This window comes from Thermosynechococcus sp. PP555 (assembly GCF_031583225.1).
Classification (GTDB): Bacteria; Cyanobacteriota; Cyanobacteriia; order Thermosynechococcales; family Thermosynechococcaceae; genus Thermosynechococcus.
Genome location: NZ_CP134168.1, coordinates 1191597 through 1212578, shown reverse-complemented (window position 1 = coordinate 1212578; position 20982 = coordinate 1191597). Strand labels below are relative to the sequence as shown.

25 protein-coding genes are annotated in these 20982 nt (G+C 51.4%); 14 read left to right on the top strand and 11 right to left on the bottom strand.

Annotation, left to right across the window (positions count from 1 at the left end; translation table 11 throughout):
- The first annotated feature begins 6 nt into the window (after window positions 1-6).
- Entirely contained in the window at window positions 7-666 is a 660-nt protein-coding gene (msrA, locus tag RHH27_RS05770; protein ID WP_149817567.1) for a peptide-methionine (S)-S-oxide reductase MsrA, read from the top strand.
- On the opposite strand, the gene RHH27_RS05765 is transcribed toward msrA, so the two are convergent.
- From RHH27_RS05765 to RHH27_RS05755, 3 genes are all read right to left on the bottom strand, one after another.
- The gene (locus RHH27_RS05765) at window positions 663-1181 is read right to left on the bottom strand and encodes a pentapeptide repeat-containing protein (RefSeq protein WP_206201450.1); all 519 of its coding nucleotides are present in this window, start codon (window positions 1179-1181) and stop codon (window positions 663-665) included. The genes msrA and RHH27_RS05765 overlap by 4 nt on opposite strands.
- 73 nt (window positions 1182-1254) lie before the next feature.
- A complete protein-coding gene (locus RHH27_RS05760; RefSeq protein ID WP_149817571.1) occupies window positions 1255-1812 on the bottom strand; it encodes a DUF4126 domain-containing protein in 558 nt (185 codons plus the stop codon).
- The gene (locus RHH27_RS05755; RefSeq protein WP_302679075.1) at window positions 1806-2360 is read right to left on the bottom strand and encodes a shikimate kinase; all 555 of its coding nucleotides are present in this window, start codon (window positions 2358-2360) and stop codon (window positions 1806-1808) included. The genes RHH27_RS05760 and RHH27_RS05755 overlap by 7 nt, the downstream gene beginning before the upstream one ends.
- 69 nt (window positions 2361-2429) lie before the next feature.
- Between RHH27_RS05755 and RHH27_RS05750 the strand changes: the two genes are divergently transcribed.
- From RHH27_RS05750 to RHH27_RS05735, 4 genes are all read left to right on the top strand, one after another.
- Complete coding sequence (locus RHH27_RS05750) at window positions 2430-3074, top strand: J domain-containing protein (protein ID WP_302679074.1); 645 nt, start codon at window positions 2430-2432, stop codon at window positions 3072-3074.
- A 49-nt stretch (window positions 3075-3123) separates the two neighbouring features.
- Entirely contained in the window at window positions 3124-3642 is a 519-nt protein-coding gene (gene ilvN, locus RHH27_RS05745; RefSeq protein ID WP_149817577.1) for an acetolactate synthase small subunit, read from the top strand.
- A complete protein-coding gene (locus RHH27_RS05740) occupies window positions 3643-4842 on the top strand; it encodes an ABC transporter substrate-binding protein (RefSeq protein ID WP_302679073.1) in 1200 nt (399 codons plus the stop codon). It abuts the gene before it with no gap.
- A 212-nt stretch (window positions 4843-5054) separates the two neighbouring features.
- A complete protein-coding gene (locus RHH27_RS05735; RefSeq protein WP_302679072.1) occupies window positions 5055-6767 on the top strand; it encodes a hypothetical protein in 1713 nt (570 codons plus the stop codon).
- 21 nt (window positions 6768-6788) lie between these two features.
- Here the strand turns inward: RHH27_RS05735 and der are convergent, their stop codons facing one another.
- On the bottom strand, window positions 6789-8138 hold the full coding sequence (gene der, locus RHH27_RS05730) for a ribosome biogenesis GTPase Der (RefSeq protein ID WP_302679071.1): 1350 nt from the start codon (window positions 8136-8138) through the stop codon (window positions 6789-6791).
- Between the two features lie 43 nt (window positions 8139-8181).
- Complete coding sequence (petG, locus tag RHH27_RS05725; RefSeq protein WP_149817584.1) at window positions 8182-8295, bottom strand: cytochrome b6-f complex subunit V; 114 nt, start codon at window positions 8293-8295, stop codon at window positions 8182-8184.
- Between the two features lie 119 nt (window positions 8296-8414).
- Between petG and RHH27_RS05720 the strand changes: the two genes are divergently transcribed.
- The 3 genes from RHH27_RS05720 to grxD all read left to right on the top strand — a co-directional run bounded on the left by RHH27_RS05720 (window position 8415) and on the right by grxD (window position 12216).
- Window positions 8415-11510, top strand: coding sequence for a response regulator (locus RHH27_RS05720; RefSeq protein WP_310742769.1), 3096 nt, complete (start codon window positions 8415-8417; stop codon window positions 11508-11510).
- 69 nt (window positions 11511-11579) lie between these two features.
- Window positions 11580-11831, top strand: coding sequence for a BolA family protein (locus RHH27_RS05715; protein ID WP_149817589.1), 252 nt, complete (start codon window positions 11580-11582; stop codon window positions 11829-11831).
- A 61-nt stretch (window positions 11832-11892) separates the two neighbouring features.
- Window positions 11893-12216 carry a Grx4 family monothiol glutaredoxin gene (gene grxD, locus RHH27_RS05710; protein ID WP_181496364.1) on the top strand — a complete coding sequence of 108 codons (324 nt, stop codon included), beginning with the start codon at window positions 11893-11895 and terminating at the stop codon, window positions 12214-12216.
- A gap of 102 nt (window positions 12217-12318) precedes the next feature.
- On the opposite strand, the gene RHH27_RS05705 is transcribed toward grxD, so the two are convergent.
- Together RHH27_RS05705 and RHH27_RS05700 are read right to left on the bottom strand one after the other, a co-directional pair.
- Window positions 12319-12756, bottom strand: a complete 438-nt coding sequence (locus RHH27_RS05705) for an Hsp20/alpha crystallin family protein (protein ID WP_206201444.1) — start codon at window positions 12754-12756, stop codon at window positions 12319-12321.
- Window positions 12757-12988: 232 nt separating this feature from the next.
- Window positions 12989-13663 (bottom strand): MBL fold metallo-hydrolase, encoded by a 675-nt coding sequence (locus RHH27_RS05700; protein ID WP_206201443.1) that lies wholly within the window; start codon window positions 13661-13663, stop codon window positions 12989-12991.
- Here RHH27_RS05700 and RHH27_RS05695 point away from each other — a divergent pair.
- On the top strand, window positions 13662-15119 hold the full coding sequence (locus RHH27_RS05695) for a site-2 protease family protein (RefSeq protein WP_206201442.1): 1458 nt from the start codon (window positions 13662-13664) through the stop codon (window positions 15117-15119). The two genes, RHH27_RS05700 and RHH27_RS05695, sit on opposite strands and share 2 nt — an antisense overlap.
- Here the strand turns inward: RHH27_RS05695 and RHH27_RS05690 are convergent.
- The gene (locus tag RHH27_RS05690; RefSeq protein WP_149817595.1) at window positions 15093-15497 is read right to left on the bottom strand and encodes a hypothetical protein; all 405 of its coding nucleotides are present in this window, start codon (window positions 15495-15497) and stop codon (window positions 15093-15095) included. The genes RHH27_RS05695 and RHH27_RS05690 overlap by 27 nt on opposite strands.
- Window positions 15498-15639: 142 nt before the next feature.
- Here RHH27_RS05690 and RHH27_RS05685 point away from each other — a divergent pair, with 142 nt between their 5' ends.
- Genes RHH27_RS05685 through RHH27_RS05665 form a run of 5 tightly spaced genes read left to right on the top strand, consistent with a single transcriptional unit; the run spans window position 15640 to window position 19213 of the window.
- On the top strand, window positions 15640-16602 hold the full coding sequence (locus RHH27_RS05685; protein WP_302679069.1) for a DUF362 domain-containing protein: 963 nt from the start codon (window positions 15640-15642) through the stop codon (window positions 16600-16602).
- Window positions 16603-16660: 58 nt separating this feature from the next.
- Window positions 16661-18097 (top strand): dihydrolipoyl dehydrogenase, encoded by a 1437-nt coding sequence (lpdA, locus tag RHH27_RS05680; protein ID WP_302676517.1) that lies wholly within the window; start codon window positions 16661-16663, stop codon window positions 18095-18097.
- A gap of 40 nt (window positions 18098-18137) precedes the next feature.
- Entirely contained in the window at window positions 18138-18491 is a 354-nt protein-coding gene (locus tag RHH27_RS05675; protein ID WP_206201439.1) for an iron-sulfur cluster assembly accessory protein, read from the top strand.
- A 12-nt stretch (window positions 18492-18503) separates the two neighbouring features.
- Window positions 18504-18941 carry a M48 family metallopeptidase gene (locus RHH27_RS05670; RefSeq protein ID WP_225901669.1) on the top strand — a complete coding sequence of 146 codons (438 nt, stop codon included), beginning with the start codon at window positions 18504-18506 and terminating at the stop codon, window positions 18939-18941.
- Window positions 18942-18943: 2 nt separating this feature from the next.
- Window positions 18944-19213, top strand: a complete 270-nt coding sequence (locus RHH27_RS05665) for a hypothetical protein (RefSeq protein WP_206201438.1) — start codon at window positions 18944-18946, stop codon at window positions 19211-19213.
- Window positions 19214-19216: 3 nt separating this feature from the next.
- Here the strand turns inward: RHH27_RS05665 and RHH27_RS05660 are convergent, their stop codons facing one another.
- From RHH27_RS05660 to RHH27_RS05650, 3 genes are all read right to left on the bottom strand, one after another.
- Entirely contained in the window at window positions 19217-19477 is a 261-nt protein-coding gene (locus RHH27_RS05660; protein ID WP_206201437.1) for a YkvA family protein, read from the bottom strand.
- Between the two features lie 76 nt (window positions 19478-19553).
- Window positions 19554-20072 (bottom strand): hypothetical protein, encoded by a 519-nt coding sequence (locus tag RHH27_RS05655; protein WP_024125793.1) that lies wholly within the window; start codon window positions 20070-20072, stop codon window positions 19554-19556.
- Between the two features lie 74 nt (window positions 20073-20146).
- Window positions 20147-20911, bottom strand: coding sequence for a YgcG family protein (locus tag RHH27_RS05650; protein WP_206201436.1), 765 nt, complete (start codon window positions 20909-20911; stop codon window positions 20147-20149).
- Window positions 20912-20982: the final 71 nt, after the last annotated feature.

Below are 20982 nucleotides of genomic sequence, written 5' to 3'. Positions count from 1 at the left end.
TCAGCCATGGGATTCTTCGGATTCAAAAAGTTGACAATGCCTAGCCCCAGTGCCGCTCTACCCGGCCGAGCAGAACCCATGCCCGTGCCAGAGGCTCATCTTGTGAATGGTCATCCCCTCACCCCTCCCTATCCCGAAGGCATGGAGTTAGCCATGTTTGGTATGGGCTGTTTTTGGGGGGCTGAGCGCAAGTTTTGGCAGGTGCCGGGGGTCTATGTCACCGCTGTGGGCTATGCTGGCGGCTATACCCCCAATCCCACCTATGAAGAGGTGTGTACGGGCATGACAGGTCACAACGAGGTGGTGCGCGTGGTCTTTGACCCCCAGAAGGTGACCTATGAGGAATTGCTCAAGGTCTTTTGGGAAAACCATGACCCCACCCAAGGCATGCGCCAAGGCAACGATGTGGGGACGCAGTATCGCTCCGGTATTTACTACTATTCCCCTGAGCAAAAAGCCCTTGCCGAGGCCAGTCGCGATCGCTACCAAGCAGCCCTAAAAGCCGCCGGTTATGGCACGATCACCACTGAAATTCTACCAGCGCCCGAATTTTACTTTGCCGAACCCTACCACCAGCAATATCTCCATCGCAATGTCAATGGCTACTGCGGCCTTGGGGGCACAAAGGTGCCCTACGAACTGATGAGCGCTACCCCTAGCGCCTAGTGGAGATTGAGGCGATAGGGCATACGGGGACGGTAAGCATCGCTAAAGTTGGTCTGACTAACCGTGGCATTGTTTAACCGTGCCCACTGCATATTGGCTTGCTCAAAAGTGGCACCGTTGAGATTGGCGCGGCGAAAATCCCCATAGCGGACATCGGCTCCCGTTAAGTTGCTGTTGTTGAAATTGGCACGGCGGGCACGACTATGGCGCAAAATCGCACGGCTCAGGTTAGCACCACTGAGATTGGCCTGTTCTAGGTTAGTTCGTTCTAAATAAGCGGCGGTGAGGTTGGCATTACTCAGATTTGCCCCGACCAAATTGGCCACCATGAGGTTAGTATCCTGGAGGTTGGCGCCCTGAAGATTGGCGCCGCGCAAATTTGCCCCTGCTAAGTTATAGCCCCGTAAATCGACATTCCGCAGATCACAGCCGGGACAAGCATTGGTTTGCACCAGTTGCTGCATGGGGGAGGGCATGGCAAAAGCAGCACCGCTGGTAAGCGCTGCACTAATCATTGCTGTTGCGATGAATGCTTGCTGGTTCACATTCACATCCTCCTGCCACGCTAGAGAGACTTTAGCACAAGTCCTAGGAATTTAGCCGTTGGCGGCGGGAGCGCTGATGTCGTTGTTGCCAATCCTTAGCACTGCGAACGGCCAACCACAACAGGAGTAAGGCAATTAACCCGCCCTGCTTGGGTGCCCTGAGGGCAAATAAAATTAACAGCATACACAGGATATCCTGCCCGACAATCACCCAGCGGGGTAACTTCCCCAGCCGATAAAACCAACCCACCTGCACCAATTGCAACACAAAGGCAAAAAGACCACTCAGGGTACCAATGAGCCACTGGGGTGTCTCTGTTGCTGTTGCCACGGTCATGCCAAGGAGGGCACCCACAAGGGGGCTAAAGCACAGTTGTACAAGGATAATCAGGCGGTAGCCCCAGACATTGCGGGACAGGAAGATCTCCAGAAACGACCAAGCGGCTAACACACCAACCACGCCATAGGGGGAAAAATGGCGCAGTAAAGGCACCTGTGACCACAGTTGTTCCCCCTGCAATAGACCAATCAACAGGAGGGGCAGTGCCAGTCGTAGCCCGCCGGCCGCTGCTGCTGAAAGAATCGCTAGAACTTCTAGCATGATGGCTCTATGGGTTTCAAAATATTGGGGAGGGTTTCCCACAGGCGATCGCACACCGTTTCTGGGGTATCCTCAGCCGTAATCGCCAGTTCTAAATCCGCCTGCGCATAGAGGTATTGACGCGCTTGCAGCAGTTCACTCAAGCGTTCCTCAAGGGGCTGATCCTGCAACAGGGGACGTTCCTGATCTTGGCGCAGGCGCTGACAGAGGACCGCAAGGGGGACATGAAGCCAGACCACAATGCCATGGCGCAAATAACTCCAGTTCATCGGGTTGAGGACAATGCCGCCACCGGTGGCCACGACTAAATGATGGTAACTAGAGACTTGTGCTAAGACCTGTTGTTCCAACTCCCGAAAAGCAGCCTCCCCCTCTTGGGCAAAAATTTCGCGAATGGGTCGTTGGCGAAACTCTGTAATCACCGCATCTGTATCCACAAACCTGTAGCCCAAGCGTTGCGCCAAGATGCGACCTGTGGTGGTTTTACCGGCACCCATCATGCCCACCAGATAGATATTGACTCCTCCAAGGCGTTCTTGCAGTTCCATAGATAACCATTTCTCGACACCGCCAAATCAGCACTTTAACCTAAATATGGAGGTCTTCTCACCATTTCGATGTCCCAGCCCAATCCCTACGTGACACTACAGGTGGCAGTAACGGCTACCCAAGCCGAGATTAAGGCCGCTTATCGCCGCTTAGTCAAGCAGTATCACCCCGACTACCATCCTAGCGATCGCTCCAGCCATGAGCGGATGGCCGCCATTAACGCCGCCTATGAAATCTTGGGGGATGAGCAGTGTCGGCAGGCCTATGATGCCCAGCACCGTGTCCAGCAAACAACCGCTCAGCCTGATGTGCAGCGTTCCCAAGCTGCCGATCGCGAGCTAGAGCAATGGCTGACCCTCACCTACAACCCCGTGAGTCGGATTATTGAGGCGGTCTTGCGATCGCTCCCCCGCCAGATTGATGCCCTTGCAGCTGATCCCTTTGATGATGACCTCATGGATCATTTCCTTACCTACTTGCAGGACTGTCGTCGCGCCCTCACCCGCGCCCGCTATACGTTCCAAGCCCAACCCAACCCCGCTGCTGTGGCCAAGGTGGCAGCCCACCTCTATTACTGTTTGAATCAACTGGTGGATGGTCTCGATGAGCTAGAGCAATTTAGCCACAGTTACGACGATCGCTATTTGCACACTGGGCAGGAACTCTTTCGCATTGCCCAGCGCCTCTTCGCAGAGTGTCGGCTTGTCCGCTAAACTAGAGAGAATCAGCATCCCAGCATGGCAGCAAGATTCAATCCCAGTTATGAAACATACCCTATCGGTTTTAGTGGAAGATGAGGCGGGTGTGCTCACTCGCATTGCCGGTTTATTTGCGCGGCGTGGCTTTAACATTGAGAGCTTAGCGGTAGGCCCTGCGGAGCAAATTGGCATCTCCCGCATTACGATGGTGGTGCCCGGCGACGATGCCATCATTGAGCAATTGACCAAGCAACTCTACAAGCTGATCAATGTCCTCAAGGTGCAGGATATTACCACGATTCCCTGTGTGGAACGGGAACTGATGCTCCTGAAGGTGAATGCCACCGCCAGCACCCGCTCTGAAATCTTGGAACTGGTACAAATCTTCCGTGCCAAGGTGGTGGATGTGTCCGATGATTCCCTGACCATTGAAGTCTCCGGTGACCCCGGCAAGATGGTGGCCATTGTCCAAATGCTGAATAAATTTGGGATTCGCGAAATTGCCCGCACCGGTAAAATTGCCCTTGTCCGTGAGTCGGGGGTGAATACGGAATACCTGAAGTCCTTGGAGGCACGGGTCTAATTGGCGGGGAAGTATCGCTGGTTATTACTTGCACTAGGGGCGATCGCCCTCAGTAGCTGTACCGCAACGGAGTCTCCCTCAGTAAGCAACAATGCATTACCCCTTGGGGTTGCCCTCGCTCAAACCGGTAATGCCGCTCTCTACGGCCAAGAGGCTCTACAGGGGGTGCAAGTCGCCGGGGAGTTTTTCAACCAAGCCGGCCAGATCAAGGGGCAGACCCTACGGCTGGTGATTCAGGATACCGGCAGTGATGAAGCGGGGGCAGTGAATGTTTTTCAAACCTTAATCAATCGCGATCGCGTGATTGGCATTGTTGGCCCCACCCTCTCGCAGCAGGCTTTTAGTGCCGATCCTATTGCCGAGCAGGCTGGTGTCCCCGTGGTGGCTCCTTCCAATACCGCCCGTGGCATTCCCGAAATCGGTGCCTTCATTAGTCGCGTCTCCGCAGGGGTGGATGTGGTGGCGCCCACGGCAATTCAAGCAGCCCTTGAGATTAATCCCAACATTCGCCGAGTGGCAGTCTTTTTTGCCCAAGACGATGCCTTTAGTCGCTCAGAAACCGAGATTTTTCAAAAGGCCATTCGCGAGAACCCCAAGCTTGAACTGGTGACTGTACAGCAGACCCAAACCACGGATACCAATTTCCAAGCCCAAATCAATGCCACCCTCAATCTCAAACCTGATTTAATTGTTATCTCCGGCTTAGCAGCCGACGGCGGCAATTTGATTCGCCAACTACGGGAATTGGGCTACCAAGGCCTAATTTTGGGCGGGAATGGCGTCAACACAGTCAACCTCTTCCCCGTTTGTCGTCGCCTCTGTAATGGCGTTCTGGTGGCTCAGGCCTATAATCCTGAAAACCCCGATCCCATGAATGTCAAGTTTCGCGACGCCTTTGCAGCCAAATATCGTCAAGCCCCCTCTCAATTCAGTGCTCAAGCCTTTACGGCAGTTCAAGTCTTTGCGGACTCCTTGGCACGACTGTCCCAAGAAAAGAACTTGTCGGAATTGCCCCTTGCCGATTTGCGTCAGGCCTTGAATCAAGAGATTCTCAAGGGAGTCTATGAAACCCCCCTTGGGGAAATTCGCTTTACCCCTGAAGGCGAAGTGCTGCAACGCTTCTTTTACGTTGGCCAGATTGAGATGAGTGACGATGGCCAGAGTGGGAAGTTTAGTTTAGTGAAAAAAGTTGAACGCTAAGTATCACAGGAATAATGATTACCTATTTGAGTTCCTCGTTGATAGTTACTTTATCGAGCGCGATCGCAAGCACGATTCTTTTCCCTCGGCAACCGCTTAACTGCTTAGCTGTTTTTATTAGCTTAACCCTGTTTCAAATTACTATTATTACCCTAATTTTAGGAGCTATTAACCTCTTGTATCCTAGCCTTCTATTTGTAGGAAGTCTTGTTTTGGGGTTATTCATTTTAATAACTTTATTTTTTAATTTTAACAAAATAAGTATCTTTACTACATCTTTTCAAAAGTATGCTGTGCTAAATCAAAAAGGTTGGATACTAGTTATCACTATAACTTCTCTATTTTTATTTTATTTTAGGCAATTAGTCTATGATTTATATCTACAGGTCATATTTGTTCATCCCCTGAGTTGGGATGTTGTTACTTATCACTTACCTAGTGCTGTAACCTATTTGCAAACCATGAGTTTGTGGAAACTTGGAAACACTTTTAGCCAATACCCCGGTGGCAATGAATTAATTAATTTATGGAGTTTAACTCTCTTAAAACAGGACGCTGCTCTAGGCTTAACATCTCTGGTATTAAATCTTAGCACGGTACTCGTAGCGCTGCTGATACTACGCGATTTAAGACGCTGGAGATACGGCTTATCACTGTATTTTACTTTTTTGTTTTTCTTGTTGATTTATCTTTCTATAAATGATACTCAAGTTATTTTCTTTGATATTGGTCGAAATGACATTACCTTAGCTTTTTGGGTTTTGATAGGTTCATGGGCATGGATAAGGTCTATTAAAAATAGGAGAGCTTCCTTCAGATATCCATATTTATTTTGGTCAGGGGTTAGTTTTGGATGTGCTTTGGGTGTTAAACCTAACGCTATCTATTACATTACCGGTATCTTTATAATCACCGTTTATAATTTAATAACTAACTACGCAGTAAGGATAACAAAAAAAGGCTATCTTAAACTCTTCTATCACTCAATATTGACTTGGTTGCTGCCTATAGCTATCATTAGCAGCTTTTGGTATTTCAGGAATTTATATCTTCTGGGCAGTTTATTTGAAGATGATGTTGTTAAGAGTGGCATAAATTTATCAATCTCTAGAAACTTATTTAATTTAGAAATTTATAAGGCACCCAATGGAAGGCTGCTATTATTCTCAGTTCTCATCACTTTATCTTTTATCATCCTATTTTTTAATAATCGATTTAGAAACACAAGCTTAAAGCACTTGGTTCAGATGAACGTTATTGGCTTTATCGCTTGGATACTTACACCCTACAGTGCGGGTTATTATGCTGGGGAGGTCATCTACTTTCATCTACAATTGCGCCATGGCCTTGTTTATATTATTACAGTGATTATTTTAATCGCCTACTTTAGTATTACCTTCATGAACATATTATTTAATAAAAGGTTTAGAAGTTTATTGCTCATAATTGACAATTTCTTTAACCACTTTCATATAAACTCTCAATGTACGAATAAAACCAATCATTTATTTATTAGCTCTATTGCAGCTATCTGCATGACTTTATTGCTAATACAGATACTCAACTACAACCCGCCTAGAGGCTTACCTGGGTTTTCAGGGATATTATTTTATCCATCGAATTATCAGAGTCGTATTTATGAATGGGTACAGGAGAATATAGAGAACAAAAAGATTCTCAATGTGGGTCTCCGCAGCTATGGACTTGTCAACTTTCCTTTTAGCAACGAGGTGACTGATGCAGGATCACCTGCAACATGGAAGCCTCAAGAGAGTAATTTACAAAACTATGATTACTTAGCGGTTTCAGTCGATCCCTTCACAGGCAAAATATCTCAGGAACTTGCTGCCTTCCTACAAACGCCAAAAAATTACGAAATTGTTTATAGTGATCAGCTATCCGCTGTTCTGAAGCGCCTCTCATAATCAACGATCACTCTAACAGGGTTAGCGGACTGCTAATTCGGCAGCTTCACGCGGCTTTTTGCTGCGCCAAAGGAGACGAATGGGGGTGCCTCGAAATCCCAGTTGTTGGCGAATTTGCCCTTCAATGTAGCGGCGATAGTTGTCCTTGAAGAGTTTGGCATCGTTGACAAAAATCGCAAATGTTGGCGGCTGGGTGGCCACTTGGGTGGCGTAGTAGATTTTGCCTTGGCGACCTTGACGAGTGGCGGGGGGCGTGTGCCAGCGTAGGGCTTCTTGAATCACTTCATTGACTACGGCTGTACTGACGCGGCGCCGATGTTGTTCAACCGCTGCATCTACTGCTGCAAAAATTTTGTCGAGGCGTTGACCCGTATGGGCGCTGACAAAGAGGGCATCTGCCCACTCCAGAAAATTCAATCGCTGATACAGGCGATCGCGATAGGTATTGATCGTATAGGTATCCTTTTCGGGAACGGCATCCCACTTGTTCACAATTAGGACACAGGCACGCCCCTGATCGGCAATATGCCCCGCCAAGCGCTGATCCTGTTCCGTAATTTCTTCGAGGGCATCCAACACCAACAGCACGACATCGGAGCGGTGAATCGCCTTAAAGGCGCGATGCACACTAAACATCTCAGGCCCGTAGGCCACATGACTCCGCTTACGAATGCCGGCGGTATCAATGAAGCGGTACTGGGTGCCATTGTGTTCAATCACGGTATCAATGGCGTCACGGGTGGTACCTGAAATCGGACTGACAATGGCGCGATCGCTCCCAATCAAGGCATTGAGCAAACTGGATTTCCCCACATTGGGACGCCCAGCAATGGCCACCTGAATTTCCGGCGCCTCGGGGAGCGTTGCCGCTGCGGGTAAGTAGGTCATCAACTGATCCAGCAATTCCCCCGTACCGCTGCCATGAATACTGGAAATGGGGTAGGGTTCCCCTAGACCCAGCGCCCAAAATTCTGCCGCCTGCGCCTGACCCATTTGAGGAGATTCGCATTTATTGACCGCCACCAAAACGGGGACAGGATGCTGCCGCAACCAAGCCGCAATCTCATAGTCTAGGGCAGTGGATCCTGCTTGGCCATCTACCACTAAAATTGCAGCTGTTGCCTCCTGCAGAGCCAGTTCCGCCTGTTGGCGAATCAGGGGGAGAAACTCACTGTCATCGTCAAAGACGAGTCCGCCAGTATCCACCACCAAGAACTCCCGATCGCGCCAAAAGGCTGGGCGGTAGGTGCGATCGCGGGTTACACCGGGCTGATCGTGGACAATGGCATCCCGTTCCCCGGCCAAGCGATTGACAAAGGTGGACTTGCCCACATTGGGGCGTCCTACAACGGCAACAACAGGCAAAGCCATAGGCGTGTTGTTCGCAGAATCAGGCTTGAGTTTACCCCTCAACTTAGGTCTCAAATTGACTGCCGCGCTTGTACTGCTGGTAGGCAGCAAAGAACAACCCCGCCAATGTGACTGGAATTAGCCCCAGCACAATGCCGCACAGTAAAGGTTCAATCATGGTCTTACACCCCTTTTAACCATCAACTCCATTCCCCACGATACACTAATGAATGGGCGCTGTATCGGCATCTCCCTGTTGATCAGGAAAAATCATCCTCACCGCCAGCGAGAACGTCCATGTTTCGCTTTCCTCTTTTCTCTTTTATTAAGTTATTTTTGCCCACAACAGCAGTCATTGCCGCTCTGTTAACACCCCTGTATTTTAGTCAACGCCATGCCCTTCTGAAGGACTTACAACTGCAGGAGGAGTATAAACTAGAGCGCAGCCGGCTGCTTCTAAGAATGATCTTAGATGACGCGGTTGAAGAGTTGAGAGCTCTGATGGCACTGCAGGTGTTGTCTAATTTAATGGAGGCTTCTGCTGGAGAAGAGGCTCACAAAAAGGCAAAGGCAGTACTGGCAGCATGGCAACACCTCAAAAAACACTATGATCAATTTTATTTTCTTGATCCAGAGGGCAGGGTGCGTTTTCAGTGGCATGCCACACCCAAAGCAACGGATGCCGCTGCGACCAAGACAATTGACCGTTACTGGCCTATCCTACAGCGATTGACCCCCAACCAGATTTTTGTTTCCCCCTTGGATTTAATAGAGGGCACCGGTTTCAGCTTGGCTCAACCTGTTTTGTATATTGGGGTACCCCTGTACCAAAAAGCAGCACCAAGGGGGGTTTTGCTGGTTCGTTACCGCGCCAGCCACCTTCTCAATCAGTTGATCAACACTTGCAATCTAGGGAACAGCAGCTGCCTCCTAGCAAATGACCAAGGCTATTGGTTCATTGCAGAAAATCATCACCAGGAATGGGGATTCTATTATCCTGAGCGACAGCAGTTTACGATCCGCAATCAATATCCGCTGCTGTGGCAACAAATGCAACGACGGCCTCGAGGCAGCCTATTAAGCCCCCAAGGGCTATTTATCTATCAAGCCTTTTTTCCCCTAAAGGCCAACTACCTTTCTGCCGATCGAGCAACCAATTCAGCTCGTGACTGGAGCAGCACCCGTTGGTGGTTGGTTTCGCGGCTCTCTGACACCCAGTTGGCGCAATACAACCGCCGCCTACATCAGGAGTTCCTTGTCCTCTTTGCTGCCCTATCCGTTTTGGTGGGTGGTGCTATCCTGATCATTGCCCGCGATCGCCAGCGCAAAGAGCAATTGCGAGAACTCCTAAAGTCAAGTGAAGCGCGCTTTCGTAGTGTCAGCAAAATGGCGCCGGTGGGCATTTTTACCCTAGATGCCGAGGGACGACCCACCTTTTTGAATCAGGCACTTCTAGACCTGTTGGGCGTCAACAGTCTGGAGGAAGCCGAACAACAGTGGATAGAACGCCTGCACCCTGAAGATCGCGATCGCGTCTTGAAGGCATGGGTCGCCTGCCAGCGAAAGAGGCTACCCCTCAACGAGCGCTTCCGGGTGGTTCAAGAAGACGGCAGCAGTCGCTGGATTAGGGCGCGGATTATTCCTCTGCAGCAAAGCCGTGGCAAAGATCGCTTTGTCGGCACTTGGGAAGACATCTCCCAAATGATCCAGCAGCAGGAATTCCTAGAGCAAGCGCGCAGGGCTGCTGAGGAAGCCAGCCGGGCCAAGAGTGAGTTTTTAGCCACCATGAGCCATGAAATTCGCACCCCAATGAATGCCATCATTGGCCTGACTGGATTACTGCTGGATACCCCCCTCAATCCCCAACAGCGGGAATTTGTCAACACCATTCGCCTCAGTGGTGACGCTCTACTCGCCATCATCAATGATATTCTCGATTTCTCTAAGATTGAGTCGGGCAAGCTGCAGTTAGAGAGCTATCCCTTCAACCTGTGTGACTGTGTCGAAGAAGTCCTCGACCTTTTGGCCAGTCGAGCCAGCGATCGCCAGGTGGAACTAGCTGCCCATATTGAGCCAGGGATTCCCTATGAGGTCATTGGTGATATGGGGCGGCTGCGGCAGGTCTTGGTGAATCTCATGGGCAATGCCATCAAATTTACCCAAGGTGGCAATGTGACCCTCTACCTTAAGGGCATGCCTGCACCAATGAGCCAGTATGAGTTTATGCCCTCCTATTACTCCTACTGGTTTGCCATTCAGGATACGGGCATCGGCATTTCGCCAAGGGGCATGGCTCGCCTCTTTCAGCCTTTTATGCAAGTGGATGCCTCAACCACTCGCCACTACGGCGGCACAGGTTTGGGCCTTGTCATTTGTCAACGCCTTGTGGAGCATATGGGGGGGCAAATTTGGGTAGAAAGTAAAACGGCCACAGATCCTTTGGCCGTTGGCGGCACACCCCCAGCCAACTATGACTCGATCCCAATTGAAGAAAGTGGCTCTGTTTTTTACTTTACTGTCAAATTTCTCGTCAATCCGCGAGCCATTTCCAAAGAGAGCAGGGGGGTCGGCCATCTTGAAAATCGGCGTGTGCTCATTGTGGATGACAATGCTACTAACCGGCAAATTCTGGCCCTACAAACCAAAAACTGGAAAATGCACCCCCTTGTGGCTGAGAGTGGCCCCAAGGCCCTTGTGCTGCTTCAACAACAAGCCCTGCCGGATGTGGCCATTTTAGATCTGCAAATGCCGGAGATGGATGGCATTTCCCTTGCTCGTAAAATTCGCGCCACCTACACGCAATTGCCCCTGGTTCTGCTAACCTCCCTAGGCAATACACTGCCAGAGTCGGAAACTGCTTTATTCTCTGCCCTGATCAGCAAGCCGGTCAAACAGTCCACCCTGTACAATGTCCTTAACCATTTATTTGACAAAAAGCCGACAACGGTATCGCCTAAGCCAGCGGCTGCCCTATCCTTTGAAGACTTAAAAGCCGGTCTGCCGCCGCTGCGGATTCTCATTGCCGAGGATAACAAAGTCAATCAAATGGTGGCACTGCGCATCTTAGAAAAATTGGGCTATCGCGGTGATATTGCTGCCAATGGTTTGGAGGTGCTGGATGCGGTGCAACGGCAGCCCTATGATGTGATTTTGATGGATATGCAGATGCCGGAGATGGATGGGATAACGGCTACCCGTGAGGTGATTAATCTGTTTCAACAGCTGAACCAACCCCGTCCGCGAATTATTGCCATGACCGCCAATGCCATGGAGAGCGATCGCCAGCTTTGCTTAGATGCAGGTATGGATGACTATGTGAGCAAGCCCATTAACCTTGAAGACTTGGTGCGTGCCCTCCGTCAGTGCCATCCCCTCCAGACCCCAACAACTTAACATTTAGCGATAGACTAAAGGAGATAGATTAACTGGTTCTTGATTCCAGCTAGGAATAAATAATTATCTATGGTTACCCCTGAACAACTAACCACCTTAATTCAATCCAGCTTGCCCGATGCCTTTGTTCAAGTGCAAGATTTGACCGGGGGTGGCGATCATTACGAAGCTGTAGTGGTCTCTGCTGCCTTTGAGGGTAAGCGACTGGTGCAGCAGCACCAATTGGTCTATAGCAGCCTTAAGGATCTCATGGCTAGCAATGAACTCCACGCCCTTGCCCTCAAGACCTATACCCCCCAGCAATGGGCACAACGCCAGTGATTTAGAATGCAATCTATTGCTGTTCTTTTGTAACTTGTGAACTCAAGAGGGAAAGCCAACGATGACACCCGAACTCCACGCCAAAATTGATCACCTCGTCAAAAGCAACAAAATCATTGTCTTTATGAAGGGCAGCAAGCTCATGCCCCAATGCGGGTTTTCCAACAATGCGGTGCAAATCCTGAATGCCCTCGGTGTTCCCTATGAAACGGTGGATGTCCTTGAGGATTTTGAGATTCGCCAAGGGATTAAGGAGTATTCCAACTGGCCAACGATTCCCCAAGTGTTTATCAATGGTGAGTTTATTGGTGGCTCGGACATTCTCATTGAGCTATACCAAAGTGGTGAGTTGCAACAACTGGTTGAGGTGGCCTTAGCTTCCTAGTTTTTTCTCACCTTCACTGACGCCCAAAATAAATCCCCCATAGCTGGGGGAGCTTCATCATCTGTTCAACAACCTTGACCGTTTGGCCGAGAAAGTGGCGGATTAGCCAAGGTTTACTTTGACGACGCGGTTTTTCTCTTCTTCCGCTTTCGGCAGGGTCAGGTGCAGGATGCCATCTTTGTATTCGGCTTTGACATCGGTGTTTTGAATCCGCACTGGCAGAGGAATGACCCGTTGGAATTTACCGTAGCGGAATTCGGTGCGTTTGATACCATTGCTTTCGCTTTGGCTTTCAGATTTGCGTTCACCACTGACAGAGACGGCATCCGCCGTCACTTGAATGTCGAGGTCTTTGGCCTCCATGCCGGGCAGTTCAATTTTTAGAAGCAAAGCATCAGGCGTTTCTTCGAGTTCGGCTGCCGGCAAGAAGCTGAGATCGCTGCGACGTTCGGTCAAGGGAATCAATTCATCAAATAGACGGTTCATTTGGCGTTGTAGCGCATCGATTTCGCGGAACGGTTCCCAACGAACGAGTGCCATACGCTGATCCTCCTGTATTTCTTAAGGTTTTAGATTGCCCACGGGATGATTTACAGAGAGAACAGCACCAACAATTAACTTTGTTTTTGTTTGCCTTGGTATTGCTTGGGCTTATTCCCTCTGCCTACCTTCACTATAGAGGATGCAAGTCTTGATCCAAGTGGGGTTTAACGATCTCTCCAAGTTCCTTTTCCCGAACCTGTATTATCCTGATAGGGAAATTAAGGAAACATTAAACCTTGTTAGCCAAAAGGTTATCAACAGGGATTTCTTGCAGAATGGCTTGGGCGTTGGCGATCGCCAGTGTCCCCCGCAGAAAACCAATATTTGCCCCCGGACAGAGATAACTCAGGGACTTCTGCCGACAAAAGGCTTTTAATGTCTCAACACTGCGCAGTTGTCGCGGCCAGTGGAAGGTGGTCGCCGTTTTCATCGGTGCCAGTTCTCCCGTCGGCGTAGGGAGTAGGTGACGACCGCTAAAGAGAACACCCCCTTGGCCAGACCAATAGACACAGGCGCTGCCGGGGGAGTGACCGGGTGTCCAGAGGATTTCGAGGGTTTCACTAATCGCTAGATGGTGGTTAAACGGGGTTACGGTCACTTGGGGTAGAAGATAGGCTTCTTGACCATGGATGATTACTTCACAGTTAAAGGTGCGCTGCAGCTCACGAACGCGGGCGATCGCCCCTCGATGGGTAAGGATGAGGCGCTGAACGCCACCCTGCTCCCTGAGCCAATTTTGGCTGCTCTCTGTCCAAGGGGGGGAATCAATAAGGGTATTGCCATCATTTTCTACAATGAGATAAGCAGTGCCTCCCAGCGTCTCGCGGTTTGGTGGAAACCCGTAAACCATGGGCAATACAAGGCGGGGCGGTTTCTGTTGTTGAGCCACAGGGATCGAAATCATGACATGGATTTCCCTTATTGTATTGGGTTTGATCTTGGTCTTTATTGTCCGCCAGAGTGCTGCCCGTGTCAGTCAAACCCCTTGGTGGCTCCTATGGCTAGTGCTGATGTTGCCAGCATTTTTTATTGGAGGTTGGATGCTGCTTTTAGGGAATACCCCTGTGCCGTCGGGATGGTTGATCCTTGTTTTTGTCACCAGTTCGGTGCTCTATCTTGTGCTTTTGCGCCGAGGCCAGCCCTCCTTACCAGCGGCACCACCCACACCCCCACCGCCCACACCGACGGAAAATGGCAAGCTCCTCAATCAGGATGAAGAAACGCAATTGCAGAGCTGTTTCCCTTGGGGCATGTACTATCTGCAACAAATTGAGTATCGTCCGCAGGCGGTGATCTGCCGGGGGCAAATGCGCGGGGATGCGAACCAAGTCTATGAAACCGTGGAGCGCAATATTGCCCAACGCTTTGGCGATCGCTTTCTGGTCATGTTTCAAATGGGTTTGAGTAATAAGCCCTTTTTTGCCTTGATTCCCCGCGATCGCTTGCCCCAGCCCCAACAGCTTTTTCGTCCCGGCCTCAGCCTTGGACTATTGGCTTTAACGTTTCTGACGACAACGGTTGCTGGCTTGGCACTCGTGGCGCCTGAGCTGACGGCGGCGGAACTGCGACTCAATCCCAGTTTGCTCTGGCAGGGGTTGCCCTACAGTGTCAGTCTGCTGTTGATTTTGGGCATCCATGAACTGGGACACTTTGCCACTGCGTGGTATTACCGCGTCAAAGCAACGCTGCCCTACTTTATTCCTCTACCCTTTGCCATGGGCACACTGGGGGCCTTTATCCAGATGCGATCGCCCGTTCCCCATCGCCGTGCCCTCTTTGACATCAGTATGGCGGGTCCCCTTGCGGGATTGCTCGTGACCCTACCGATTCTAGTTTGGGGACTACAGCAGTCCGAGGTGGTACAACTGCCCGCCAATGCTTCCGAGCAGCCCCTCAATCCCCAAGTGTTTAGTCCCCGCATTTCGATTCTCTTTGCCCTGATTGCCAAAGCCATTTTTGGCGCTGCCCTCAAGAGTGATAGTGCGCTACACCTCCATCCGATGGCAGTGGCGGGAGTGCTGGGCTTGGTGGTGACGGCTTTGAACTTGATGCCGGTGGGTCAATTGGATGGGGGGCACATTGTCCATGCGATGTATGGTCATCGGGCGGGGGCAGTCATTGGCCAAGTCAGCCGTTTACTGGTGCTGATTCTCTCCTTTATCCAACCGTGGCTCTTTGTCTGGGCTTTGATCCTGTTCTTTATGCCCGCCTTTGATGAACCTGCCCTCAATGATGTCAGTGAATTGGATAACTGGCGCGATGCCCTTGGCTTGATGGCACTGGTGTTGCTATTGCTCATTATTTTGCCGGTGCCGGCACCCCTAGGGGATTTGCTACTGCCGACACACCCAATGCCATAGGGGATGGCGTTGCCCCTGTTGACGAATGCGCAGGACTTGTTTTTCTAGGCGTTGCTGCCACTTGGGGGATCTGCCCCAGAAAATGTTGCGGGTCTGCCAGTAGAGAACGCTCAGGGTCATGCCAATGCACAGCGCCAAACCGATCGCCGGCAGCCGATTGAAGAGAATGCCATAACGCAACGCTGCCCACGTAAAATGCTCGCGCATCAGGCTAATTTCATAACGGAAGCCCCAGAGACTCAATGTGCCAACCGTCAGCCAAAGAAAGAGCACCACACTCCAGCGCATGAGAACGGTAAAGCGATGCAGGCGATCCACCTGCTGCCGAAATTCTGACTCAAGGCCTTGGGGCATTCGCGATCGCTCGTTAGCAGACATGTCTCTTCTCTATCGTATCTTTTTGCATCTTTTTCATCATCTAATGTTGGTTTGAGAGGATCATTGGGCAGGGATTGCAAAGCCTCAATTTTATCTTTGTGGCACACTGTTGAGAAACAATGCCAGTGACAAGGAGCCTCCGATGCCAAGCGTGAGTTTACTGCGGGCAACATCCTATGACCTTGACCGTCTCAGTGCGTCCCTTGAGGAACTCCTAGCGCCCTTGGGGGGAATGGCGGCGATCGTCAAACCGGGCGATCGCGTGCTGCTCAAGCCGAACTTACTCACCGGCGCACGACCAAAACACGAATGCGTCACTCGCCCAGAACTGGTCTATTGCGTTGCCAAAATGGTGCAGGCGGTGGGGGGACAACCCTTCCTAGGGGATGGACCTGCCTTTGGCTCGGCATTGGGGGTCGCCCGCAACAATGGCTATTTGCCCTTTATTCAGGAATTGAATTTACCGGTCATTGAATTCCATGGCGATCGCTATGCTACGGACAATCCTGAATTTGCCCACCTGCGCCTGAGCAAAGAAGCGATGGCCGCCGATGTCGTCATTAACCTACCCAAGGTGAAATCCCATGTGCAACTCACCCTCACCCTTGGGGTCAAGAATCTCTTTGGCTGTGTCCCCGGCAAAATGAAGGCATGGTGGCATATGGAAGCGGGTAAGGATGCTGATCGCTTTGGCCGCATGCTCGTCGAAACTGCACGGGCGATCGCCCCCGACCTCACGATTGTGGATGGCATTATTGGCCATGAAGGCAATGGCCCCAGTGGGGGAACGCCGCGCCCCCTGAATATTTTGGGTGCCAGTCGTGATGTCTTTGCCCTCGATCGCGCCCTCGTGGCTATCCTGAATGTGGATCCTGAGCGCATTCCTACCCAACGTGCCGCCACCGCCCTTGGCTACAACTATGAGCTGAGTGAGATTACATTTCCCTTGGCACAGCCCCACGAATTAGCTGTTCGAGACTGGCAACTACCCCAGCAGATGATGCCCATTGACTTTGGTGCGCCGCGTGTCCTCAAGTCCACCTTCAAACACCTCTATATTCGCTGGATCAAGGAACCCCTAACCGCCTATAGCCAAAAGGTCTAAGTTCTCAGCGGGGACGCCCTTTGATAAGCTAGGAAAATGCTGTTGGGGAGAACCGTCCTTGAGCTTTGACTACGATCTCGTCATTATCGGTGCGGGTGTGGGGGGTCATGGGGCTGCCCTGCATGCCGTCAGCGTCGGTCTGAAAACGGCCATTGTCGAAGCCGCAGAAATGGGGGGCACCTGCGTCAATCGCGGCTGTATTCCCTCAAAAGCACTCCTTGCGGCAGCCGGACGGGTACGAGAACTGCGTCAAGCCAGTCATTGGCAAGCCTTGGGGATTCAACTGGGGCAGGTGAATGTGGATCGCGCGGGTGTGGCTGCCCATGCCGCCAATTTGGTACAAAAAATCCGCAGTGATCTGACAAACAGCCTCAAGCGCCTTGGCGTAGACACCCTTATTGGTCGGGGCAAAGTAGCGGGGTGTCAGAAAGTCAGCATTACCACCCCCACGGGTGAGAAAACGGTTACGGCCAAGGACATCATTATTGCCACCGGCTCAGTCCCTTGGGTTCCCCCCGGCATTGAAGTGGATGGCAAGACCGTTTATACCAGTGATGATGCCATTAAGCTGGATTGGTTGCCGCAGTGGGTAGCCATCATTGGCAGTGGCTATATTGGCCTAGAGTTTGCCGATATTTACACCGCCTTGGGTTGCGAAGTGACCATGATTGAGGCACTGGATCAACTCATGCCCACCTTTGATCCAGATATTGCCAAACAGGCACAGCGGGTCTTGATTGCCCCTCGCGACATTGAAACCTACAGCGGTACCCTAGCCAAGCGGGTGATTCCCGGTAGTCCAGTGGTCATTGAATTGGCGGATGCCAAAACCAAAGAAGTGGTGGATGTCCTAGAGGTGGATGCCTGCCTTGTGGCCACCGGTCGCATTCCCGCCACTCAAGATATTGGCCTAGAGAGTGTGGGCGTCAACACCGATAAGCGTGGCTTTATCCCCGTCAATGAGTATTTGGCAGTAACGAAAAAAGGGAAACCCGTTCCCCACCTGTGGGCGATCGGTGACGCCACGGGGAAAATGATGCTTGCCCATGCCGCTTCGGCGCAGGGGATTGCTGTTGTTGAAACAATTGTCGGGCGGCCGCGCCAAGTGGATTATCGCAGTATTCCTGCGGCGGCCTTTACCCATCCGGAAATGAGCTTTGTCGGCTTGACGGAACCCCAAGCCCGTGAGCTAGGGGAAAAAGAAGGCTTTGAGGTACAAGTGGCACGTACCTACTTTAAGGGCAACTCCAAGGCACTGGCGGAAACGGAAACCGATGGCCTCGCCAAGGTGATCTTCCGTGTGGATACGGGCGAGCTACTGGGGGCGCATATCTTTGGTCTCCATGCTTCGGATTTAATTCAAGAGGCCGCCAATGCCATTCGCGATCGCCAAACCGTGAGCCACTTAGCCTTTAATGTCCACACCCATCCCACCCTCTCGGAGGTGCTTGACGAAGCCTTTAAGCGTGCCCACGAGATGGTGAGCCACCGCTGAACTTGCTACGATAAAGTTTGGAGTCTTTCAGGAGTGGGTGATGACACAGGCCACACAACCCGCCAAGGGAATCATGATGACCGAAGCTGCCCTCAAGCACGTGCTTGAACTCCGCGATAAGCACGGCAAAGACCTATGTTTGCGGGTCGGCGTCAAAGGGGGTGGCTGCTCCGGCATGTCCTACACGATGGACTTTGAAGACCCCGCCAATATCCGTCCCGATGATGAAGTCTTTGACTATGATGGCTTCAAAGTGGTCTCCGATCCCAAGAGTATGCTCTACATCTATGGCTTGGTGCTCGACTACAGCAACGCCCTTATTGGTGGCGGCTTTAAGTTTACGAATCCCAATGCCACCCAAACCTGTGGCTGTGGTACCTCATTTTCTGCCTAAGGAGTCCTGCCCTTGACCACATCTCAACCCGTGAGTGACGTTGAACGTCAATTTGAGGCGGCGATCGCCCGCTACAAAGAAGGGGCACCGCCTGGAGAACTGATTCCCACCTTCAAAGAGATTTGCCAGCGTGCTCAAAAAAGTAGCGCCGCTTGGACGTGCTTAGCGTGGCTCTATCTCCTCGATGACAAGCCCCAATCTGCCCTGAAGGCCGCCCAAAAAGCGGTCAAGCTAAATCCTGAAGACCCCCAAGCCCGCATTAACCTTGCGGTAGCGATGCTAGAAACAGGCCAAAAGGGGGTTCGTCCCCACATTGAATTGGCGCAAACCGTTGTTGCTGCTGTCGCTGAGCTGCGCCAAGAGGTCATCGATAACTTTGCCGACGGCCTGCAGCGCAAACCCGATTGGGAGACCCTTGCCCGCGTCAAACAGTGGGTATTGGGGGGATAGCTATGGCACGGCTGCGGGACGTGATCAATTGGCTCTTGGTGGCGGATACCTTCTTTGTCTTGGCTAGCTTTGGCTGGTTTGTGGTTGCCCTTGTAGGGCGCTCCTTGGCGCTACCCCTTGGCTTTGATCTCTGGATCAGCCTCTGGGAACCCCTCTTTATGCCTGCGATTGGCATCTTGATGGCCGCCGCACTCATTAACGGTGCCCTGAGTTATGTGCAAAACCGCTGGCTGCTGCGCTCTGTTGGCAGTGACTTGCGATCGCGGGATTAATCCCTAAACTTGCTCTGCTTCCACATCTACCGTGGTGGTGATGTTGGGCGATCGCCGGCTTTTAATCCGCTCCACCAGCAATTGCGTTAGCTCACTGGCAAGGATCACCATGACCGTGACATCATCCAATTGACCGATGATCGGCACTAGATCGGGTGAAATATCCAGAGGACTGAGCAAATAGATCAAGCTGGCGGCAATGATCAACCAGCGATATTTAGGATGCCGCAACACATTCCGATACCAGTTGTAGAAGCCGCTCATGGCGTATCAACCTTGAATCCTGCTCCTATTCTGGCATAGGGACTCAATGGCCCTAGGTGGGGAAAACCGTCCGCGGTTAATCAAAGTAAAAGAGCGTCACCACCTTATGCTGCTCTTCCGCCAGTTCACAGGTTTGCAGCAGTGTGTGGCTATCGTGAAAAGCAAAACAAATCAGTTGCTGGCAGCGGGAAATAATTTCCTGATTGCAGAGGGAACTGGCTTCTGCGAGGGGCAGGTGATCGTTTTCGGGCTTCTCCACCAAGTGCATCACCTTATCCAGTTGTTGGCGGGACTCGCGAGGCTGGCGCTCAAGACTTTGGGGCAAGATCACCGTTAGCAAATTGGGGTCTGCCCGCATGGCTCCCCGAATTGCCGCTGCATTGGTTCCCACCGCACCTGAGGTCATCAAGCGGTTACCCGCCAGCACGAGGGCATAGCTCATCATTTCAATGAGGTGCTGATGCGTAATCGGGACGTGACGCGAGCCAAGGAGCGCAATCCGCTTCGGACCAGAGTCTTGGATTGTCGCTAATTCCTGCAAAAACTCATCAATTTGGGGGGAATCAATGCCCGGAAGATTCGTCGCCTGCGTCAAGAGCGTGTCTCATATGCTACGGAACGACGCTATTTTAGCATTTTGGCCTTCAATTCTAGTAGGGGTGAATCCAGTTACCAACTGCCCGAAGCCCCCCCACCTGAGGAATGCCCACCCTCATCATCACTGCGGCTCGAGTAACTGTCGTCATAGCTGGAGGAACTATTGAAAATAAACTTGACGATCGCAGAAATGATGCTGGAAGGAATAAGAATGATCAGACCAACAATGATGAAGATGCCCGTAATAATGTCCCCGCCGGCAGTGCTGGTGTAAGTTGAGGGGACAGAGCTACTGGAGGTGGTCAACTGATTGGTCCCCAGTTCATTGAGCAGAGCACGCACCCCATTCATGATGCCCTGCGCCATCTGGCCCCGGCGAAAGTCCGGCAGCATATAGCGATCAATCACGGTTTGCATGCGTGGGTTCCAACCACTGCCATAGGCACTGCCCAATTCAATCCGCACCTTGCGATCGCCAGGGGCAACCAACATCATCACGCCATCATTGCGCCAACGGCTACCCACGCCCCGATGGTTAAATAAATCCGTGGCAAAGGCTTCAAAACTTGAGTGTTGGTTGCTGTAATCGCGATAGGAAGGAATCGTTACCAGTAGGACTTGCTGATTCGTGCGTTGATGAAACGCTTGAAGTTCGGAGCGAACCTGTTCCCGCTGAGGATCCTCTAACACCTTCACTAGATCGTTGACGTAGGTATCGGGTAAATCAGGGAAGCGCACATAGGCTTGAATCGGCGACGGCGCCAGCGTCAACATCAAACCGGCCACCACAGAAAGGAGCGGCAACAAAGGGCGGTTTCGCCAGCGCAAAGTCATCATTTTTTTGAAGGGAGTGCGTCTTGAATCACAGTATAGCTTTTCTGCTCAAAAACATTCTCAATAATGTGTGT

What these genes read in the sequence shown, in the direction of transcription:
- RHH27_RS05650 (WP_206201436.1), bottom strand. Translation starts at nt 20,911, where the DNA reads ATGATGACTTTGCGCTGGCGAAACCGCCCTTTGTTGCCGCTCCTTTCT.
- RHH27_RS05690 (WP_149817595.1), bottom strand. Translation starts at nt 15,497, where the DNA reads ATGTCTGCTAACGAGCGATCGCGAATGCCCCAAGGCCTTGAGTCAGAA.
- petG (WP_149817584.1), bottom strand. Translation starts at nt 8,295, where the DNA reads ATGATTGAACCTTTACTGTGCGGCATTGTGCTGGGGCTAATTCCAGTC.
- RHH27_RS05720 (WP_310742769.1), top strand. Translation starts at nt 8,415, where the DNA reads ATGTTTCGCTTTCCTCTTTTCTCTTTTATTAAGTTATTTTTGCCCACA.
- RHH27_RS05765 (WP_206201450.1), bottom strand. Translation starts at nt 1,181, where the DNA reads ATGATTAGTGCAGCGCTTACCAGCGGTGCTGCTTTTGCCATGCCCTCC.
- RHH27_RS05675 (WP_206201439.1), top strand. Translation starts at nt 18,138, where the DNA reads ATGACACAGGCCACACAACCCGCCAAGGGAATCATGATGACCGAAGCT.
- RHH27_RS05665 (WP_206201438.1), top strand. Translation starts at nt 18,944, where the DNA reads ATGGCACGGCTGCGGGACGTGATCAATTGGCTCTTGGTGGCGGATACC.
- RHH27_RS05695 (WP_206201442.1), top strand. Translation starts at nt 13,662, where the DNA reads ATGACATGGATTTCCCTTATTGTATTGGGTTTGATCTTGGTCTTTATT.
- RHH27_RS05685 (WP_302679069.1), top strand. Translation starts at nt 15,640, where the DNA reads ATGCCAAGCGTGAGTTTACTGCGGGCAACATCCTATGACCTTGACCGT.
- RHH27_RS05760 (WP_149817571.1), bottom strand. Translation starts at nt 1,812, where the DNA reads ATGCTAGAAGTTCTAGCGATTCTTTCAGCAGCAGCGGCCGGCGGGCTA.
- msrA (WP_149817567.1), top strand. Translation starts at nt 7, where the DNA reads ATGGGATTCTTCGGATTCAAAAAGTTGACAATGCCTAGCCCCAGTGCC.
- RHH27_RS05700 (WP_206201443.1), bottom strand. Translation starts at nt 13,663, where the DNA reads ATGATTTCGATCCCTGTGGCTCAACAACAGAAACCGCCCCGCCTTGTA.
- grxD (WP_181496364.1), top strand. Translation starts at nt 11,893, where the DNA reads ATGACACCCGAACTCCACGCCAAAATTGATCACCTCGTCAAAAGCAAC.
- RHH27_RS05755 (WP_302679075.1), bottom strand. Translation starts at nt 2,360, where the DNA reads ATGGAACTGCAAGAACGCCTTGGAGGAGTCAATATCTATCTGGTGGGC.
- ilvN (WP_149817577.1), top strand. Translation starts at nt 3,124, where the DNA reads ATGAAACATACCCTATCGGTTTTAGTGGAAGATGAGGCGGGTGTGCTC.
- der (WP_302679071.1), bottom strand. Translation starts at nt 8,138, where the DNA reads ATGGCTTTGCCTGTTGTTGCCGTTGTAGGACGCCCCAATGTGGGCAAG.
- RHH27_RS05660 (WP_206201437.1), bottom strand. Translation starts at nt 19,477, where the DNA reads ATGAGCGGCTTCTACAACTGGTATCGGAATGTGTTGCGGCATCCTAAA.
- RHH27_RS05750 (WP_302679074.1), top strand. Translation starts at nt 2,430, where the DNA reads ATGTCCCAGCCCAATCCCTACGTGACACTACAGGTGGCAGTAACGGCT.
- RHH27_RS05715 (WP_149817589.1), top strand. Translation starts at nt 11,580, where the DNA reads ATGGTTACCCCTGAACAACTAACCACCTTAATTCAATCCAGCTTGCCC.
- RHH27_RS05705 (WP_206201444.1), bottom strand. Translation starts at nt 12,756, where the DNA reads ATGGCACTCGTTCGTTGGGAACCGTTCCGCGAAATCGATGCGCTACAA.